The organism is Methylobacterium sp. E-045 (assembly GCF_022829685.1).
Taxonomy (GTDB): domain Bacteria; phylum Pseudomonadota; class Alphaproteobacteria; order Rhizobiales; family Beijerinckiaceae; genus Methylobacterium.
The window spans coordinates 1-18,156 of the sequence record NZ_JAKSYE010000025.1 but is presented as its reverse complement, the minus strand read 5'-3'; the positions used below and the strand labels follow the sequence as shown (position 1 = coordinate 18,156).

Here is an 18,156-nt window from a genome sequence, read left to right as displayed (position 1 = left end):
ACATCCGGCGTCACCCCATCCCGGCATCGTGGCCGTTCCCGATCAAACGACGTGGGTCGTGATCGGCGTGATCCTCATATGGAGATCATTTGGTTGACGATCAATGACGGGCCCTGATCCGCTACTCCGCAGCCTCGGCCTTGGCGTCGTCCTCGTCGAGGATACCCTCCAGATCGCCGGTGAGAGCGTCGAGCTGCTCGGCGGTTGCCACGATCTTGAACTTAGTACCATCCTCGGCTTCCACAGCGATCTCAACGTGGTTGCCAACCTTCGCCGCAAGAGCCTGCTTCAGGGTATAGGTCGTGGCCTTGTCGTTCGCTGCCATGAGGGTCTCCTTGTTCGGCAGCAGCCAACGCATCGGCGCTGAAAAGGGTCACGACGCCCATCGAGTTTGAGGGCTTTTTGGGTGCGACTTATTCGTGGAGGAACAGGCAAACCCATCACATGGTTGGTCGCCTGGACAACGATCCAGGAGGAAACATGACGATCATTCGTTCGCTCGCCGCTGCAACGGCCCTACTGACGCTCACGGCCGCCGCCACGATCGCAGCCCCCTGCGCCGTCGGCACGACCTCGAACAGCCAGGACAAGCAAGCCGCAGCTGACAAGAGTTCCAAGGTAGACGGCGGCTCCGACGCCAAGGTGACCCCTGGCGCGAAGGCCGAGTCGCCCGGCACGGTCGGCGCCATGAACAATGTTGGCTCGAGCACCCAGCCCGCCGCCGGCGAGAAGAAGTCGGCTGAAGGGCAGGTTGTAAAGCCCGGCAGCGACGACTGCTGATAATCCCGTCCGTCCAATCAGCCTGACCGAGAATGCCCCGCGACGCCTATGGCCGCGGGGCCACGTTCGAGACACGGTCGATGGACAGGGGTTAACCTGCGCCGTAGCCACCCTTTTCGTTGGTTGAGTGATTGCTCGGGGAATGGTCGTCATACCCCCCTGTCGAAGGCCCCTTATCCGTCGAGGGCTCTACAGAGCGCGGCCCTGTTGGACCCGCATCGGCGAGACCATCAGGTTCTCTAGCCTTTCCGGCGGGGTGGAGTGGTGACGGGGTTTTAGGTTCACCTGATGCGTCGTCATCGACCATTGGTTCGCTCCCTGTTTCCATTTCAACGGAAGCGGGATTGAGGTGTTCCTCCACGGCGGGACTGGATCGCGAAAGTCCCCAGCAGCCTGATGCAATTCAGTTCGAAGCCGATTGTGGAGAGTAAGGTCTCACTCTTGGAACCGGCTTGTAGAGCAAACCGGAACTAGTGCGTCGTGCTGAAGTACCGGGACCGGTCGAAAGGCAGTGCTGATGCCGGCCTTTTCGTCTGCGATGTGCATGATGCTCCAGCGGGCAGAGCCGAGGGGCGGTCACGCTCTGGAACGCTTCCGATCATAGGGGGCTTTGCTTCTTACAACGATGAGGGAACGAACCAGTGACCGCAGCCGATACACCGCAGCCAGGCGCCGATTTGCAGCCTATCGACAATCAGCCAGCCACGCCTCAACCGCCTGAGCGCAAGCCGCCCTCGATCCCGGAGGAAGACGATCCGGAGATCGAAAAGACAGAGGAGCAGCCGAGCTAGTTCAGCATGTTTCCCAAGCTGGTACGATGCAATAAGTATTCAACCGTTAAAGCACGCAGCCCCGCCGTCCCCGATCTGCTCACGGGGCCGGCGGGGTGAATCGCCCATCTCACGCTGAGCCGGTACGCAACATGGCTCGACCGAGAGAATGGGCCCGGATCAGTTAAGGCCGAGGTCGAGCGTCCGGCATCCGCAATCCCGAACTGGGAACAGGCAACGGTTGCGGTGAGCCAACCTCAACTTCCCTTCATCTCGGCCGCAATCATAACCGCCGCTCTGGCGCAGGCGAAGAGGTGGTTGGCCGACGCTCCGAACTCCGCTCGCATCAGGTGGCGGGGTGACCCGGCCTGCGGGGATGCGCAGTCGGTTCAATGGCCACGCCTTTTGCCGCTCTATGTTGCTGCACCATTTCGAGATATTCGACTCTGCGGCGGGCTATGTCCGCTTCCTTTTTCTCGGCGCTAGCTATGCTCTGATCGAGCCAGTTTTCAATTCCGGCCGAGATCCCTTTGAACAAGTTCACGGTGGGTCCTTTCAGAGGAGAGCTGGAACGGCATACTGCGGGGCATTGAAAATCGCGCGTATCAGAGCGGCGGCCGAGTCGTACCAATCGCGTCGAGCACGGCGATGGCCTCGCCTACCTCTGTGATGCGGAGGGAAAAGCGGATCGTGGTGTGCTCAGAAGCTGCCACTCAGCGGCTCCGGCGCATCGCTTCCAGCTTCAGGAACCTTACGGGTGGGCTGCAGCATGTCGTCGAGCATGATCAGGAGGTTTGACAGTTCGAGTCTCCCCTCCTCTGGCACCCCATCCGCGCTTAGCCTGCGCTGGATCGTGCTTTTGACGTTCGACAAAGCCTCTCGGTAGCCCTCGATGCGTTCGGTACTCATGATCGGAATCCTAGCGACGACCGCGAAGACATAGGGCAGGCGTTCGGACCGCCTACCTCTTCACTGCCCAGATTGGTACGGTGCCCTTCGGCCGGCCCGGCACATCCCGAAAGTACCGCGTCCCCTCGAACCGGATGAAATCCGCCTCGACCCTCGACACCAGATCGCCGCTCAGGACCATGGCCCCGCAGAAGTCGGAGCGGATCACGCCGAGGGAAGGGTGCACGCCGAAGAGCTGCAGCGTCGTCCGGCCGAGCCGGCCAGCCTCGTCAGCATGCTTGTCGAGGAAATCGAGCGACGCGGCGTGAACGGCCTGCCATCCGGCGGGCGTGAGTCCAGGGCACGGGACCACGCTCGGCTTCATGTCGAGGAAGGCCTCACGCCATGCTTGCGGGCTGCCGGGCTCGATCTTGAAGGCTGGTGATGCTGACAAGAGGCCCGGTGGCTGTGATGGGCCGGTCGGGATAGGGGGTGAGGATCAGCCGCGCCAGAACCTGCGGGGCAGGCGCGGCATTGAGGCTGGGGATGGCGGATCCTGTCCTCCGGACTATGCCATCGAACTCCGTGCTGCCGTCGAGCAAATGAGTTGGGTGTGTTTCGGTCCGCGCAGACTGCGTGAAAGTCCAGGTGCGAGAGAGCAACTGACTGCTCCCAAAGGACGTGAGGATGTGCAACCTCTACAGCTTGGTTACGTCGCAAGCGGAAATCCGTGAGGCATTCGGCGTTGCGGAGGATCGCGCCGGAAACCTCCCGAGGATGCCCGGCATCTTCCCCGACCAGATGGCGCCCATCGTGCGAATCGATGACGGTAGGCGGGTCCTTGAGATGTTCCGATGGGGCATTCCCGGTCCCAAGCAGTACGGGGAGCACCCGGTCACGAACGTCCGGAATGTAAAGAGCCCGCACTGGCGGCCTTGGCTCAAGCCGGAATACCGCTGCCTCGTCCCGGTCTCTTCCTTCAGTGAGTACGCTGACACCAAGCCCAGGAAGACACCCACGTGGTTCGCCCTCGATGACGATCGGCCGCTGTTCGCCTTCGCCGGCATCTGGCGGCCCTGGACCGGCGTGCGCGGTACCAAGGCCGAGAACCCCGATAGGGAGGAGGCCGAGCACCGGCTGTTCTCGTTCCTCACCTGTGACGCGAATGGGGTCGTCGGCCCAGTCCACCCGAAGGCTATGCCGGTCCTGCTGACGACGCCGGAGGAGTGGCGGACGTGGCTTGAGGCGCCGACCGAGATCGCCCTTAAGCTACAGCGCCCGCTGCCCGACGCCATGATGAAGGTGGTGGCGACGGGCGCACGGCGCGATCCGGCAGAATGAGCATCACATCCTAGCCGACCTTGTGCTGGGACCAAGCCGGCCGGGAAGCCGTCTCAACGAGCCGAGGCTTCTGCGTCGGCGACGAGGCGCCGGGTCGCGGGGGCACGCGGGGTCAGGGACGGCGTGGTCGTCAGCTCGGAAGCCGGACGAACCGATGCCGTGGCGCGAGCCTGTTCACGGTAGAGCGTCGGCGTGATGTTGATACGATCCTCAGCCATGGCCGTACCGGTCAGGGTGGCGGCGGCGAGAGCGACAAGAACGATTTTACGGACGGTCATGGTACTGACCCCTCTGGTGTGTCGGGGCCTGCGCCCCGTCTGATGAGAGGGATATGCGCTGCGGTGCACCATCATTCAAACAGATCAAATCGATAGCCGGTATTGATAAAATTAATTCACCTTCGCGCCTTCGTCATCCTCACGTCACTGGGTACTGCGTTTGCACGTTCTGCAGTGAGGAGAAGGCAAGGGCGGCCGGATGGAGAGCACCTCGGTGATCTCTCCTGATGCCGGCTCACGACTCGGAGTGATCAAGCAGGTCGATCCTGGCATGCCTGCCGGGCAACGCGATTAAGTCAACGCTGACACTCATCGGCGACGCCCACGGCCTGCTCGATCCCTGGGAGGCGCGCCGTTTCCGATCCCCTTATCCTGCTTGCCTCAGCGACCGAGAACGCCGAACTGCGCGCTCATCTCACAGAGGTCCAGGACCAGTGCGTCGAGCACTGGGACGACGAAGGAAAGCAGGTTGAGCACGGGGTTGGCCTATGTGGATTATGGCTCGCCCACTAATGTCAGAGCTGGGGACCGAGCGTGCATAACCCGATTGTGAACCACTGTTGGGAAGGTAGCGATGACTAAGCACAATCATATTGTGGTGCGCGAAATCGGCAGCTTTCACGTTGGTGGACACCTTACTCGTCTCGATGGCTTACCACTCCGGGAGCGTGTCAGCACAACCGGTGGCCCTGTCCACCCCATTGATCCGAACGGTGAGATCATCGTGGGTCAACTGTACGTCCAGTACGTGCGTCTGGCTGAACCTCGTGCAGACGCACCGATCCTGATGTGGCACGGCGGTGGAATGACTGGGGTGAACTGGGAAACCACGCCCGACGGCCGATCAGGATGGCAAATGGCGTTCCTACGCGCTGGCTTCGATACCTATGTCTCGGATGCGGTTGAGCGAGGACGCGCTTCCTGGGCACCATTCCCACAGGCCTATCCAGAGGCACCCTACTTTCGCACCGCTAAAGAGGCATGGGAGGAGACCTTCCGGTTTGGTCCGGTGGGATCCTGGCACGCGGACCCTGCCCAAAGGCGCTCGCATCCGGGCCTGAATTTCCCGGCAGAGTGCTTCGAGACGTTCCTCAGCCAGAGCGTCCCGCGCTGGGGCTGCAATGATGCTCTGACACAGACGGCCTACGACACGCTGATCCAGCGGATCGAGACAGGCGCCATCGTTCTTACACATAGTCAGGGTGGCAACTTCGGGCTAACGGCCGCGCTCACGGCTCCTGATCGCGTCCGCGCGGTGATCTCCCTGGAACCTTCCGGTGCACCAGATCCGACACGACAGGATCCCGGTCGCCTAAAGGGAGTGCCCCACCTCTTCATCTGGGGCGACTACCTCGATCAGCATAGCTTTTGGGTGCATGCACGTCCGGCCGTCGAACGCTGGCGTGATGCTCTGAATGCCGCGGGTTGCGATGTAACCTGGATCAATCTGCCGGCACAAGGCATCACGGGCAATAGCCACGCTCTTATGTGCGACCGCAACAGTGACGCGGTCGCTGCGATCGTGCTCGACTGGCTTCGGACGAAAAATCTGTTGGCCTAACGACTTCGCTAGGCAGCATGAGAGCTCGGAAATTTGAAGCCAACAGCAGAATCCACATTATATTCACAAATTCGAAGTAGGTTTGAACGCTAAGCGCGGGCTTCTCCCTCGCCCAGGTCAAAATTTATGATTTGAGGTTAAATTGAAATGAGCGCAAATCGTTACAACTTGCTCGATGGAACCTCAGACAAGGGGGGCGAGCCCGATGCGACAACTTCAGCAAGCGTTAGCAATACAGATGCCACACATCAATCGTCTATAAGCAACGCATTAGGAACCGTGCAAAATATATACCAGCTCGATTCCCTGCCACTGTCGGCCCTCGGGTATGTTGGCGAAAAAATAGAACTCTCTACTTTACTCGAAAACTCATTTGGTACGAATAGTCCGCAAGGATTCGAAACGTATACACTGGAAAATTTGCACGACAACCAACCAAAGGGCGCTCCTGGAGAAACCGAGACTTCTTATTGGGGGTACAATAATGCCGCTCAAGACTCATATTGGCTCGTAAATGGCCAGAAGATAACGTCGCCCGTAACAATCGATGCCTCAAACATCGGCGACGTCGAATTGGTAGTCGGCAATAGCATGATGAACACTGTGGCCTTCAGTGTGCCAGTTTCAGAGGTTGGCCAAGATAATACCCAGCTATACAGAACCTATAATATATGGACTACGCAGTTCAAAGTCATGGGCGCGCAGTTTGACTCAGGGAATGTTGATCCCATCGATATCGTCACATCTGCTTACCAATTCAATAATGAATATCCAATTTGGTTGAACGAAAATAATTGCAACTGGATAGCAGACGACGTTGCTGCGGCCGCAGGCGCAGCTATGCCGTACGATAATTACTCGGATATACCAAGCCAGAATGTCTCCGGCGGCTTCTGGCGCGTCGTTTACCGGGGCGACGGCCCAAATGGTGTCCAAGACTGGTCCACGCTGACTAAGCCGGGCGATATTGTAAGGATGGTATGGAAAGATGGATCTGGCCACCATACCACTACTATACTCGGTGATCCATTGGCCGATGGATCATTGCCCGTTTATGACAATGACCTTCAGACCAGCACGAGTTCCTACATTGGGATTCATCACGCCTGGTACTGGAATGAAACATCAGTTGAGGGAACCACTATATTCCGGTTGGATCCGGGGCATAATTATCTGATTATGGGATCCGATCGCGGAGAGATACTGCAAGGGACAATATTCAATGATTTGTTTAAAGGGGGCGCAGGTGCTGATACCATCGATGGCAGCACGGGTATCAACACTGCAAGCTATCAGCAGTCTTTTGCAGGTGTGAATGTCAACCTGACCACGAATGTTAATACTGGCGGAGATGCTGCGGGGGATAGCTTGGCTAACATACAGAAGCTGATCGGCAGCGTGCATGCTGATAGCTTGACTGGTGACGCTTCGGCTAACACGCTCAATGGCAATGGCGGTAATGATGCTTTGTATGGGATGGCCGGAAACGACCGCCTTATCGTTACCGACACACCGGCGACGATCGACGGCGGTTCGGGAACTGATTTCTTGTTTGTTCAAGGAGGCGGAACTATTCTTCTTGCGGAGTCAGCATTTCAAGGCATTGAAGCAGTTTACGTTAGAGATAACACAAAAGTAGATATGTCGGCCGTCGATGTTGGAGAAAGGATTGTATCAACGTCTACGACTGGCCACGTCGTCGAAATTATTGGTACGTCCGGCGCTGATCGTATCCTCGCTGGCAAGGGTAATGATACGATCGATGGCGGGACTGGGGATGACAAGTTGTTCGCTGGTTCGGGCGCCGATACCTTCCACTTTCAGGTCGGTTTCGGTCGCGACAACGTCTACGGGTTGAACGCTGCCTCCGATCACATCGCCATCGACATTGCCGGTGTCGATGCCACCGATATCCAGCTCACGTCGTTCCACGGCGGCCAGGACACCATCGTCACGTTCGCTGGCGTGGAAGGAACCAACAAGATTATTCTTCACGATGTGACCGTGGTCGACGTTCGCGCTCACATCAACGATCTTTTCACATTTGGCGCTTGACCCTTCTGAGCCCGGCCGGATCACTCCGCGCCGGGCTTTTTGTTGGGATGCCACGGCAAGATTTTCCGCATCTGGCTTTCGCCACTGCTCGTAGCCGAAATAGTCCAAAGCCCGAATCACCGCTTCATCGTTGAAAAGCCCGGCGCGCCCTGACGGCGGCCTGGCTTTTTGTTCTCACCACGAGGAGCGCTTCGTGCTGATGACTGTCGCTAACAGGAACGAATATCAACAACTTCAGAATGTTGGCATAAATCGGGGTTAGCTACCATCACTGCGGTCCGGGCGTCTCGGGGCGGCCTCTTGTCGGGCACAGACCGCCCCTGCCTCGGAACGGTACTCGTCGCCCCGGAACCACCAGCGCCGGTGGAACAGACGCAGGAACCAGGTTGCCCGCACCGGCTCCGCCAGGACCTCCGCCTCGGCCTCGTCCGTGGTTAGCGCGCGCCGGGCGAGGGGCACCCCGTGGCGGCGGGCGACCTCGTCGTGTGCGTCCGCAAAGGCGGTCTCAAACTGCATCTCCTCGGCACCGCTATCATGATGTCGCCCGGTCCGGCGCAGGACAGGATCGAACGGTGCGACCGCCTCAAGCGCTGCCTGAATGCCTCGGAGTACCGGACACCCACACTGGAGATGTTGGCCTCCCAGAGCCCGCGGCCGTGGTCCATCGCGCTCCGCTTCGTGAGGCCCTCGACCCCGTAGGCCAGGGCCGCACTGATGATCGATGAGCGGTAGGACCACATGCTGACCGGATATGCGGACAGAAGCATCGGGCTTGCCGACGTCGGCACCGGCCCTCTCGTCGTCCTCCGGCCTGTCCGGGAAAGCGGACACGACTTCGAACAGGCGCTCGTCTGGCTCAGGCAAGGCGAGCGCGTCCGACGGGTCACGTGGCGCAGGGCGTACCGGTATCTGGTGCGCCGGCCGGACGATCTGGGGGACGGCCTGTACCTCGTCGAGCCCCGAGCGGACGACGCGCGCTGGATCGGCGCGAGCGAGGACCTCCTCGCCTTCGATTACCGGCTCGTGCTGTAGCCAAGTAGCTAGCGGATCAATAGCTTACTCGGTGTTTTTGGCTGCGTTCAGTTTAGTATAATCACATCAGCTGTAGCAAGCGATGCCTAGAAGCCAAAATTTGACGAGGCTCTATTTAACGGCAATTAATGGCGCGAAGAGGCTATACCGAACGGCTTGGTTGGGTGAATTCTTGCCTTTCTGCTTTCGGCCAGGGCATCTGCAAAGCGGACGCGCCTTCAATGACTCGCAGAATGTAGATATAAAATGGTAAGTCTATATATTTAAGCTTGACAACAATCGCTGAATTGTAATTTTCGGCATTACGGGGCAGCCAAATTTCTGATATAACTATGCACAAACAACTACCCTTATTATCAAATTTATGACAAATCCATCAAAATAGATTTATTGCATACTGCATAAGCCGGACTATTGCACTTTAATATTAAAGCCATCGCTCTACTAATAGAAAAAAGGTCCGCGCCGCCTATGATGCCAATCCGCAAGCCACCCTCGGCGCGAATGGGTCAGTGGTGTTCGTTTGCGCATCGAGCGTGATTCGAAAGCGTTTCGATTACGCGGCACTCGCCGACATGACCCTGGCCGCAATCGGCGAGCATCCGGTTCAACTCGCCCCGCAGCGCCGTGAGTTGATCAATCCGGCGCTCCACCTCGACCAGATGACGACGGGCGATCAGATCGACCTCGGCGCAAGGGCGCTCCGGATGCGAGCTCATCTCCAACAGTTCGCGGATGGCATCGACATCAAAGCCCAAGTCGCGCGAATGCTTGATGAACGAGAGCCGTCTCACCTCGGCCTCGCCGTAGCGACGCTGCGAGCCCGCAGTTCGAGGAGGCGCAGGCATCAGTTCGACCTGCTCGTAGTAGCGGATGGTTGGCACCTTCACGCCGGTCCGGCGGGATAACTCACCGATTGAGATGTCCATGATCTTTTTCCTTGCACCTCTAGTCGCTAGAGGTTGTAGTCTCGTTTCCGACGCTTTGAAAGGGACGGCGCGCAGCCGTTCCCTCGCGAGACGCGATCCATCAGGCGACGAAGACCGGACGGGACGACGATGACAGCGCAGGACACTCACGCCGGACATGACCATGGAGCGCACGATCACGCTGCGCATTCCGGACATGACCATGCCGGGCATTCACACGGCCCGGGCCACGCCCATGCCCCCGCAAGCTTCGGCAGGGCGTTCGCCATCGGCATCACACTGAACATCGCGTTCGTGGCCATCGAGGCCACCTACGGCGTGTTCGCCAACTCGGTGGCCCTGTTGGCGGACGCCGGGCACAACCTGTCCGACGTCCTCGGGCTGCTGGTCGCATGGGGTGCCAGCGTCCTGGTGAAGCGTGCCCCGACCTCGCGCTACACCTACGGGATGAAGGGGTCCTCGATCCTGGCCGCCCTGTTCAACGGGGTGTTCCTGCTTGTCGCTGCGGGCGCCATCGCCTGGGAGGCGGTCCAGAGGTTCGGCCAACCGGTACCGGTCGCGGGAACGACCGTGATGGTGGTCGCCACCATCGGCATCGTCATCAACGGCGTCACGGCATGGCTGTTCGTCGCCGGGGCCAAGGGCGACATCAACCTGAAGGGCGCCTTCCTTCACATGGCCGCCGATGCCGCGGTCTCCGCCGGCGTGGTCTTGGCCGGTCTCGCCATCCTGTTCACCAGGTGGGAATGGATCGACCCGGTCATCAGCCTTGTCATCGTGGCCATCATCGTCTGGAGCACCTGGGGACTCCTGCGCGACAGCATCGTGATGGCGCTCGCCGCCGTGCCGCCCGGCATCGACCCCGTCGCCGTGGACGGACACCTTCGGGGCATGCCGGGGGTCGTCGGCCTGCACGACCTCCACATTTGGCCGATGAGCACCACCGAGACCGCGCTGACCGCCCACCTCGTCATCCCGGAAGGCCATCCAGGCGACGACTTCCTGATGCGGACGGCCGACGAGATGAAGCGGAAGTTCGGGATCGGGCACACCACCCTCCAGGTCGAGACTAGCGCGAACGCGAACTGCGCCCTCGAACCCGACCACGTCGTCTGAGGCGGTCATGCAGGCCTGGGCCTACATCCTGATCCCGGCGGCCGCCATCCTCGGCGCCGCCGTGGCGGTCAACCTCCGGCCGGGCACAATCCTGGTCAGCGCGATCCAACACTTCGCCGCCGGCGTGGTCTTCGCGGCTGCGGCCGGGGAGATGCGAGCGCTACGGTGCCCATGTTGATCGTGCGCACCATCGACAACAGCTTCTACGAGGTCGCCACCAACGACCCATATGTCCTGCAAAACCTCAGGGCAAACTTCCGCGACGTCAGCTCGGCCTAATCACCAGACGCTCTTTTCACACAGCCTCCACCCTATGCGGGCATAGAACGGACGGGTCCCATCCCGATTTGGTCGCAGGAGGGAACCCCAATGGCTTCCTGAGGCGCACGTTCGCTACGTCGCTCGTGAAACGGAGTCTGGCCCGTTCGCCTGGTCCAGAGAGATGAGGTGCAAGGTTGGTCACGGCCATCAAGCACGGGCTACGCCAGCCTCAACGTATGATGGGCCCGCGGAAGGCCCTTATCCGCCAGCCATTCGATTGGGAACCCGGCGTCCCATCAGATCGGATCTCGTGCGCCTTCCGTAGTTCTGAGGCACCCATACTTTAGCGGGAGATCGCGGCGAGCACAGACATGGATCGGTCGCCTAGTTCGGAAGGAACCTCGTGTCACCATTGTTCTCCCCGTTCTCCTTGGCCGGCCTGGAACTGACCAATCGGATCGTGATGGCGCCGCTGACCCGGTCCAGGGCCTCCAAAGACGCCGCGGATGAGATGACCGCGCTGTACTACACGCAGCGGGCGACTGCCGGGCGGCCGATATCGCCCATGCCTCGCCTTTTGCGGTGAGCGGCGTCTACACGTATGTCCGTGACAAGCAGCTCACGCTCGCCGGGCTCCGGGGCAGCCGTCCGGCCCAGCTTATTGAGAGGCTCGGTGCCCGCAACCAGATCGCCGCCGATGTCCTCCACCTTCTGCATACGGGTACACTCCTGGGTCGCTGACGGTCCTGTCCGAGGTGCCCGCGCGGCGTCCCGGACGGGAGCGGCATGGAATTGGCGGGCCTTTCGTCGCGACCGGGAATGGTTCGAACGGTGGCTCGGCCGTGTCGCCTGAACGCATCGAGGATATCGTCGCCTTTGTGCACGCGGCGGACGCACGGAGTTTCACGGTCGCCGCCGAGCGTCTCGGCCTGTCGCGCTCTACGGTTGGCAAGCGGATCACGCGCCTTGAGGGACGCCTCGGCGCTCGTTTGCTGCATCGCTCGACGCGCAGCGTGACCCTGACCGACGAGGGCGCGACGTTCCACGGGCGCTGTACGGAGATCCTCGAAGCGCTCGAAGCCGCCGAGGCGGTGGTGACGGCACGCGGCATCTCGCCGAGCGTCGCCTGAGGATCGACGTCCCGGTGTCGCTCGGACGCCTGCAGGTGCTGCCCATCGTCCAGCGGTACATGCGCCTCTGGCCCGCGGTCGAGGTGAACATCAGCTTCAACGACCGTTACGTCGACCTCATTGAGGGGGGCATCGACGTCGCGGTCCGCGTAGGTGGCATGAGCGACAGCAACCTCGTCAGTCGAAAGGTGGCGCCCCATACGCTCGTGACCTGCGCCTCGCCGGACTACCTCGCCCGACGTGGGACACCGTCGACGGTCGACGATCTGGCGAACCACGATTGCCTGACGTTCTCCCATGGTGGCCGCCCGGTCGAATGGCGCTTTCGGGTCGCCGATGCTCCGCGAAAGGTCTCGGTCGGGGGGCCGTTGACCTCGACCAACGCCGAGGGGTTGTGCGATATCGTCGCCGCGGGCTTCGGGATCGGGCAGCTGGCCACGTTCCTCATCGCCGACGCGTTGCGCGATGGCAGGCTCGTCCCGATCCTTGCCAGCCATGCCGCGGAAGGCGAGCCCCTGTCGGTCGTCTACCCGATCCGCCGGCTACTGCCTCCCAAGGTCACGGCGTTCGTGGACCTTCTGACGGCGTCCTGGCAGCCGCGCCCGCCTTGGGATCGGTGATCCATCGCCGAAACCGTATCGCAACGTTTTTCTGTGATATAAATTGCCTTAATATAAATCCATTACAGAAAGCGGCGAATTCTCCGGTTACCGTCCGAAAACTTTATAGGAATACTACGGCTCAACGTAATTGTTTATGCTGCGATACACAATTAACCGGCCGTAATTTAATTTACAATACATACAACAATAATCTTCAATGAGAAAATTGAGGAACGCATCCAATTTATAGCTGCGTACGCCCCCGCCCGAAATTTGATGTAGCGTTAAATTGTACTAATTCTAATATTTGCAACATCGCGTCCCTGCGTGGATTACCTCTTGTGTGTGTAACGGAATTTTGCAATTCGATCCTTTACGCGCATCTGTTCCAGGATGCTTGAACTCGGCACTCGAAATGCTCCGCGTTTCTCGAACGCAGTCCGAACAGGAGTCCCGGCTAGGCATACTTTATCGCACCCATCGCGAGGCACTTTTGCGTTTTCTCGGTCGGAAGGTGGGCGTTCACGAAGCCTCCGATCTCGCGCACGAGACGTTTCTTCGCGTCGCCCACATTGCCCTGGACGATCCCCCGCTGCAGAACGAACGTGCATTCCTGTTCAAGGTCGCGGCGAACTTGGCGATCGATCATCGGCGAGCCGAGGCACGTCGGACACGATTGCTCACCGCGGAGGACATTGCCGCCCATCTTTCGGTGCCGGATGACGCACCGGGACCGGACCGGGATGCCAAGGCACGTGCCGATCTCCGCCGTCTGACGCAGGCGCTGTCCGAGTTGCCGCCTCGCCGGGCGACCGCATTCCGTCTCAGCCGGATCGAGGGCATGACCCATGCGGCCATAGCCACGCATCTCGGTGTTTCACTGCGCACGGTCGAATCGGAGGTTCGGATGGCACTGGACCATTGCGCCGAGCGTCTACGGATCGATCACCATGGACACTGATTGTGGGGCAGCACCGGCGGAGGCGTCTTCCAACGTATCGGCCCGCAACCGGGGGGCTGTGTTACAGGGCCATGCCGATGCCGAGCGAAGGCTCCGAGCATCCGGTCGGAGAGGCTGTCCACGCCGTCGTCCCGGGAGAGTGGCCCTTGCACGCAGCAGCCTCGGAATGCTCTTGCGGCGTGTCCACGAGGAGAAGGCGCGAAGGCTATGATCGCCGGGGATCACGATCGTGAAGATGGGTCCGGCGACCTAGCGGCCGTCGAACGCGAGGCTCGTGCCTGGATCGTCAGATTGACGTCCGGGACGGCAACGCACGCCGATGCCGAGGCCCTCACCGCGTGGCGCGCGCGGCCCGAGCACGATGCCGCCTTCCTCGCCGCATCGAAGCTGTGGCGCCAAGCCGGTATCGCGCTCCCGAAGCAGGTCGCCCCCGCCCTTGTCCGTGTGGCACCGCGTGACATCTCCCGCCGCCGGGTTCTCCGGGGCGCGGGTCTGGGCATTGCCTCGGCCTCCATCGCCGCGAGCGGGGCCGCCTTGGTTGCGAACTGGCCCGAACTGAGCGCTGATTTTCGAACCGGCACCGGAGAGGTGCGGACGGTCGATCTGCCGGGAGGGGTCCGGATCGAGCTCGACGCCGAAACGGCTCTCGACGCCAGGACGGCCGACCCCGGCGCCCTCGTCCTGCATGCAGGGGCTGTCGCTGTCACGGTCCCCGCCGATGCGCGTCCGATCCTCCTGACGGTCGGTCCGGCGCATGTGGCCACGCGACCCGGGATGGCCACGGAGTTCGTCGTTCGATGCCGTCCGGCCGAGGGGCTCACCGGTTGGACAGGCGGGACGGACGCCGAGCTCTCCTGCCTCTCAGGCTCCGTCGAGGTGGTCGCGGAGCCGGGCGCACCGCCGATGGTGTTGGCCGCCGGCCAGGGGGTCGATACGAAGCGCGGGGCACGGAGCGTTCATTCCATCGACACGGCGGCGACAGCGGCGTGGCGGCGCGGCCTTCTCGTCTTCCGCGACACCCCGTTGTCTCAGGTGGTCGACGATCTCAACCGCTATCGCCCCGGTCGGATCGTGCTGGGCAGTTCGGCGGCCTCCGCCCGGAGGGTGACGGGCATCTTCCACCTGTCCCGTCCGGAGGAGGCTCTCACGAGCATCCGCACCGCTCTCGCTCTCTCCGAAGTCAGGCTCAGCGACCGGCTCGTCATCCTGCGCTGACCCGTCATGGACTTTTCTTGCGGGGTGACGGGCTCCGCAGCGTCTCAGGAATCAGACGGGCGATCACGACCCGTCGCACAGCGGTGGCAAGCCGCCTTGAGACGATGGGGCTGATGACGGTGCGGCGTAACAGACAAGACCGGGGACGGGACCAGTACCGGATGGCCATTGGATTGAGCGGTCTCGCGACATTGGTCGCCGCCCTGCCGGCTCCGGCATCGGCGGCGATCGAGCATGCCGGCCCGGCCGCAGCGATGGGTCGACCATACCTCGTCCAGGCATCGGCACTCATGCCGGCCCAGGACACGGCGATCGACTTCGCCCTTCCCGCCATGCCCCTCGACGAAGCGCTCGCGGCCTATGGCGCGGCCAGTGGCGTTCAATTGATCTATGACAGCAGCGCCACCCGATACTTACGCTCGGTCGCGGTCATCGGACGCTACGACCGTGCCGAAGGGTTGCAACGGCTCCTGGCCGGCACGGGACTGACACCCCAGTTCACCGCCGGGCGCTCCGCCACCCTCCTGCGCGTGGTGGCACAGGCCGGTATCGTCGCCCCGGATCAGGCCGGGGCCGTTGCCCTCGACGTGCTGGAGGTGACGGGCGAGAACGCCATCGGTCCCGTCCACGGCTACGTCGCCCGCCGCAGCGCCACCGCGACCAAGACCGGAACGCCGATCCTGGAGACCCCTCAGGCCATCAACGTGGTCGGGCGTAAGGAGATCGAGGACCGTCAGGCCCAGAGCGTCAGTCAGGCCCTGCTCTATACGCCCGGCGTGATGAATCAGTACGGCACGGATGTGCGCTATGATTGGCTCTACGTCCGCGGCTTCGTGCCGGGCCGCTACCTCGATGGATTGCGGCTGCCCTTCGGAGCCCGAGGCTACTCGCAACCGCGTGTCGAATCCTACGGTCTCGAGCGTGTCGAGTTGCTGAAGGGTCCGTCATCGGGACTGTATGGTCAGAATTCCCCAGGGGGCCTGCTCAACCTCGTGAGCAAGCGCCCGACGGCGACGCCTCTGCGTGAAATCCAACTCCAGACCGGCAGTTTCGGGCGTGCGCAGGCTGCCTTCGACCTGTCCGGGCCGATCGATCCGGATGGCAAGATCCTCTATCGGCTGACCGGTCTGGCGCGCACCACGGGGACGCAGCTCGACTATCTCGAGGAAGACCGCGTCTTCATCGCGCCGAGCCTCACCCTGCGGCCGGATGCCGATACGTCCCTGACGATCCTGTCGCAGTATCTCAACATCGACTCGCCCGGAGGCGGAGCGCCTCAGGGCCTGCCCGCCCTCGGCACGCTCTACGCGAACCCGAAGGGCCGCATCCCCACCAGCCGCTTCATCGGAGAGCCGAATTACGACCGGTTCAAGCTGCAGCAGGGCTTCATCGGATACGCGTTCGAGCATCACTTCAACGACGTCTGGACCGTCCGGCAGAACCTGCGTTACTCGCATGTCGATGCCGATACGCAGCGCGTGCAGGCGATCGGCCTCGGCGCCGATAACAGCACGCTCTCCCGCTACGCCTGGGCCTTCCCGGAGCGGTCGGACCTGTTCAACATCGACAATCAGGCCGAAGCCCGCTTCTCCACCGGCCCCGTCGCGCATACGCTTCTCTTCGGTGCGGACTACCTGCGCGAAGACGCCCGGTACGATGAGTCCCAGCTCCGGATCGTGCCCTCCGTCGACGTGTTCGCCCCGGTCTATGCCGGCACGGTCACGCGTCCCCCGCTCGGTACGCGGATCACCCAGGGACGAAACCAGACCGGACTCTACGCGCAGGACGAGATCCGCTTCGGCGGCTTCCGCCTGACCGTGAGCGGGCGTCAGGACTGGGCCGACGCGGTGACCCGCACGACGAATGCCGCGACCGGCGCGCTCACGCGCGTGAAACAGGATGACGCCGCCTTCACGGGTCGCGTCGGGCTGAGCTATCTGCTGGATGGTGGATTGGCCCCATACATCAGCTACGCGACCTCGTTCCAGCCGACGGCCGGGACGAACCGCGCCGGTCAGCCCTTCGCACCGACGGAGGGTGAGCAGATCGAAGGCGGCATCAAGTTTCAGCCGCCCGGCACGAACCTCCTCATGACGGGAACGGTGTTCGATCTGACGCAGAAGAACGTTCTGACACCGGACCCGGTGGATTTCCGGTTCAATGCGCAGACCGGCGAGGCGCGCGTCCGCGGTGTGGAACTGGAGGTCAAGGCCAGCCTGACCGAGAGCCTCGACCTGATCGCCTCCTATGCCGCCATGAACAGCGAGATCACCAAGGCCAATGCGAATGCGTCCGGGGCAAGCATCATCGGGAACGAACTCCCCTTCGTGCCCCAGCACCAGGCATCGGCTTGGCTCGACTACACGGTCCGAACCGGCGATTGGGCCGGGCTCGGTCTCGGGGCGGGTGTCCGCTACATCGGCGCGTCGGTGGGGGACAACGCCAACCTCTATCATATCCCGGTCGTCACTTTGGTCGACGCGGCTGTCCGGTATGATTTCGGCTACCGCTATCCGGCGCTCAAAGGCGTGGACCTCGCCGTCAATGCGACGAACCTGTTCGATACGACCTACGTGTCGACCTGCATCGCCGCGACCGGCTGCTTCTACGGCAATCGTCAAACCGTGCTGGCGACGCTACGCTACCGTTGGTGAATAGCTGAAGACAACTTCTTTCCACGCCTCCGGCTCTGGCGACCGGGTAAACCGACCGACAACGCCTACATCGAGTCGCTCAACGGCCGTCTGCGGGCGGAATGCATGAACGCCTCGTGGTTCCTGTCGCTGGCTGATGCCCACGAGCGCATCGAGGACTGGAGGCGCCACTACGACGAAGATCGACCCCACACGGCCCTGGGCGGCTTGACGCCCCGAGCCTTCGCCAACCAAGCTGTCATAGCCCGAGAACTTGCATAGGCCGTGTACCACAAACGGGGTCAACTCCAGATGCCCGAAAAACTTGCGCTCAGCGCGGACCAGTTTGCTGGGTCAGGGTCATGGCACGCCGAAGGTCTGTAGGCCGTTTCGTCAAAAGCGAGGTGGTGAGGAGAGTAAGTCTCACCGCCCCGCATCGTTGGTAGGCGAGTGGGAAGCCCTTTTCCGAGCTTCCCGTAGGCTCACATCCCGCGGTTCATCATCCGGCTTTTCATCATGCGGCGCTTCATCATCTGCTTCCGCATCATGCGCTTCTTCATCATCATCCGCTCACCCCGCATCATGCGAACCTGGGTGATGCCGG

Annotated in this window: 19 protein-coding genes and 2 pseudogenes; 13 read left to right on the top strand and 8 right to left on the bottom strand. The window is 61.6% G+C overall.

Annotated elements, in window-relative coordinates; genetic code table 11:
• Positions 1 to 121 precede the first annotated feature (121 nt).
• Positions 122 to 325, bottom strand: coding sequence for a hypothetical protein (locus MKK51_RS01490; protein ID WP_243974538.1), 204 nt, complete (start codon positions 323 to 325; stop codon positions 122 to 124).
• A 155-nt stretch (positions 326 to 480) separates the two neighbouring features.
• Here MKK51_RS01490 and MKK51_RS01485 point away from each other — a divergent pair, with 155 nt between their 5' ends.
• The gene (locus MKK51_RS01485; RefSeq protein ID WP_243974536.1) at positions 481 to 780 is read left to right on the top strand and encodes a hypothetical protein; all 300 of its coding nucleotides are present in this window, start codon (positions 481 to 483) and stop codon (positions 778 to 780) included.
• Positions 781 to 1,896: 1,116 nt separating this feature from the next.
• Here the strand turns inward: MKK51_RS01485 and MKK51_RS01480 are convergent.
• From MKK51_RS01480 to MKK51_RS01470, 3 genes are all read right to left on the bottom strand, one after another.
• On the bottom strand, positions 1,897 to 2,094 hold the full coding sequence (locus MKK51_RS01480; protein ID WP_243974534.1) for a hypothetical protein: 198 nt from the start codon (positions 2,092 to 2,094) through the stop codon (positions 1,897 to 1,899).
• 155 nt (positions 2,095 to 2,249) lie between these two features.
• Complete coding sequence (locus MKK51_RS01475) at positions 2,250 to 2,459, bottom strand: hypothetical protein (RefSeq protein WP_243974532.1); 210 nt, start codon at positions 2,457 to 2,459, stop codon at positions 2,250 to 2,252.
• Positions 2,460 to 2,511: 52 nt separating this feature from the next.
• Positions 2,512 to 2,892 carry a hypothetical protein gene (locus tag MKK51_RS01470; RefSeq protein WP_243974530.1) on the bottom strand — a complete coding sequence of 127 codons (381 nt, stop codon included), beginning with the start codon at positions 2,890 to 2,892 and terminating at the stop codon, positions 2,512 to 2,514.
• A gap of 233 nt (positions 2,893 to 3,125) precedes the next feature.
• On the opposite strand from MKK51_RS01470, the gene MKK51_RS01465 reads away from it, so the two are divergent.
• Positions 3,126 to 3,779 (top strand): SOS response-associated peptidase, encoded by a 654-nt coding sequence (locus tag MKK51_RS01465; RefSeq protein WP_243974528.1) that lies wholly within the window; start codon positions 3,126 to 3,128, stop codon positions 3,777 to 3,779.
• Positions 3,780 to 3,832: 53 nt separating this feature from the next.
• Here the strand turns inward: MKK51_RS01465 and MKK51_RS01460 are convergent, their stop codons facing one another.
• A complete protein-coding gene (locus MKK51_RS01460; RefSeq protein ID WP_243974527.1) occupies positions 3,833 to 4,057 on the bottom strand; it encodes a hypothetical protein in 225 nt (74 codons plus the stop codon).
• Between the two features lie 574 nt (positions 4,058 to 4,631).
• Between MKK51_RS01460 and MKK51_RS01455 the strand changes: the two genes are divergently transcribed.
• Together MKK51_RS01455 and MKK51_RS01450 are read left to right on the top strand one after the other, a co-directional pair.
• Complete coding sequence (locus MKK51_RS01455; RefSeq protein ID WP_243974526.1) at positions 4,632 to 5,618, top strand: alpha/beta fold hydrolase; 987 nt, start codon at positions 4,632 to 4,634, stop codon at positions 5,616 to 5,618.
• Positions 5,619 to 5,765: 147 nt separating this feature from the next.
• Positions 5,766 to 7,673 carry a calcium-binding protein gene (locus MKK51_RS01450; protein ID WP_243974525.1) on the top strand — a complete coding sequence of 636 codons (1,908 nt, stop codon included), beginning with the start codon at positions 5,766 to 5,768 and terminating at the stop codon, positions 7,671 to 7,673.
• Between the two features lie 258 nt (positions 7,674 to 7,931).
• Here the strand turns inward: MKK51_RS01450 and MKK51_RS01445 are convergent, their stop codons facing one another.
• Positions 7,932 to 8,189 carry a hypothetical protein gene (locus MKK51_RS01445; RefSeq protein ID WP_243974524.1) on the bottom strand — a complete coding sequence of 86 codons (258 nt, stop codon included), beginning with the start codon at positions 8,187 to 8,189 and terminating at the stop codon, positions 7,932 to 7,934.
• 222 nt (positions 8,190 to 8,411) lie between these two features.
• Between MKK51_RS01445 and MKK51_RS01440 the strand changes: the two genes are divergently transcribed.
• Positions 8,412 to 8,705: a hypothetical protein gene (locus tag MKK51_RS01440; RefSeq protein ID WP_243974523.1), complete on the top strand. Its 294-nt coding sequence runs from the start codon at positions 8,412 to 8,414 to the stop codon at positions 8,703 to 8,705.
• A 509-nt stretch (positions 8,706 to 9,214) separates the two neighbouring features.
• Here MKK51_RS01440 and MKK51_RS01435 read toward each other — a convergent pair.
• Complete coding sequence (locus tag MKK51_RS01435) at positions 9,215 to 9,634, bottom strand: MerR family transcriptional regulator (protein ID WP_243974522.1); 420 nt, start codon at positions 9,632 to 9,634, stop codon at positions 9,215 to 9,217.
• A gap of 129 nt (positions 9,635 to 9,763) precedes the next feature.
• Between MKK51_RS01435 and MKK51_RS01430 the strand changes: the two genes are divergently transcribed.
• Positions 9,764 to 10,750 (top strand): cation diffusion facilitator family transporter, encoded by a 987-nt coding sequence (locus MKK51_RS01430; protein WP_243974521.1) that lies wholly within the window; start codon positions 9,764 to 9,766, stop codon positions 10,748 to 10,750.
• Positions 10,751 to 10,757: 7 nt separating this feature from the next.
• Positions 10,758 to 10,904 (top strand): annotated as a pseudogene (locus MKK51_RS01425) (transporter); the annotation flags it as partial.
• Between the two features lie 632 nt (positions 10,905 to 11,536).
• Here the strand turns inward: MKK51_RS01425 and MKK51_RS01415 are convergent.
• A complete protein-coding gene (locus MKK51_RS01415) occupies positions 11,537 to 11,728 on the bottom strand; it encodes a hypothetical protein (protein WP_243974586.1) in 192 nt (63 codons plus the stop codon).
• A gap of 125 nt (positions 11,729 to 11,853) precedes the next feature.
• Between MKK51_RS01415 and MKK51_RS01410 the strand changes: the two genes are divergently transcribed.
• The 6 genes and pseudogenes from MKK51_RS01410 to MKK51_RS01385 all read left to right on the top strand — a co-directional run.
• The gene (locus MKK51_RS01410; protein WP_243974520.1) at positions 11,854 to 12,141 is read left to right on the top strand and encodes a LysR family transcriptional regulator; all 288 of its coding nucleotides are present in this window, start codon (positions 11,854 to 11,856) and stop codon (positions 12,139 to 12,141) included.
• Between the two features lie 35 nt (positions 12,142 to 12,176).
• Positions 12,177 to 12,761, top strand: a complete 585-nt coding sequence (locus MKK51_RS01405) for a substrate binding domain-containing protein (protein ID WP_243974519.1) — start codon at positions 12,177 to 12,179, stop codon at positions 12,759 to 12,761.
• 397 nt (positions 12,762 to 13,158) lie between these two features.
• Positions 13,159 to 13,704 (top strand): RNA polymerase sigma factor, encoded by a 546-nt coding sequence (locus MKK51_RS01400; RefSeq protein ID WP_243974518.1) that lies wholly within the window; start codon positions 13,159 to 13,161, stop codon positions 13,702 to 13,704.
• Between the two features lie 207 nt (positions 13,705 to 13,911).
• Positions 13,912 to 14,919: a FecR family protein gene (locus MKK51_RS01395; protein WP_279600913.1), complete on the top strand. Its 1,008-nt coding sequence runs from the start codon at positions 13,912 to 13,914 to the stop codon at positions 14,917 to 14,919.
• Between the two features lie 113 nt (positions 14,920 to 15,032).
• Positions 15,033 to 17,573 (top strand): TonB-dependent siderophore receptor, encoded by a 2,541-nt coding sequence (locus tag MKK51_RS01390; protein ID WP_243974516.1) that lies wholly within the window; start codon positions 15,033 to 15,035, stop codon positions 17,571 to 17,573.
• A gap of 39 nt (positions 17,574 to 17,612) precedes the next feature.
• Positions 17,613 to 17,834 (top strand): annotated as a pseudogene (locus MKK51_RS01385) (integrase core domain-containing protein); the annotation flags it as partial.
• Between the last annotated feature and the right edge of the window lie 322 nt (positions 17,835 to 18,156).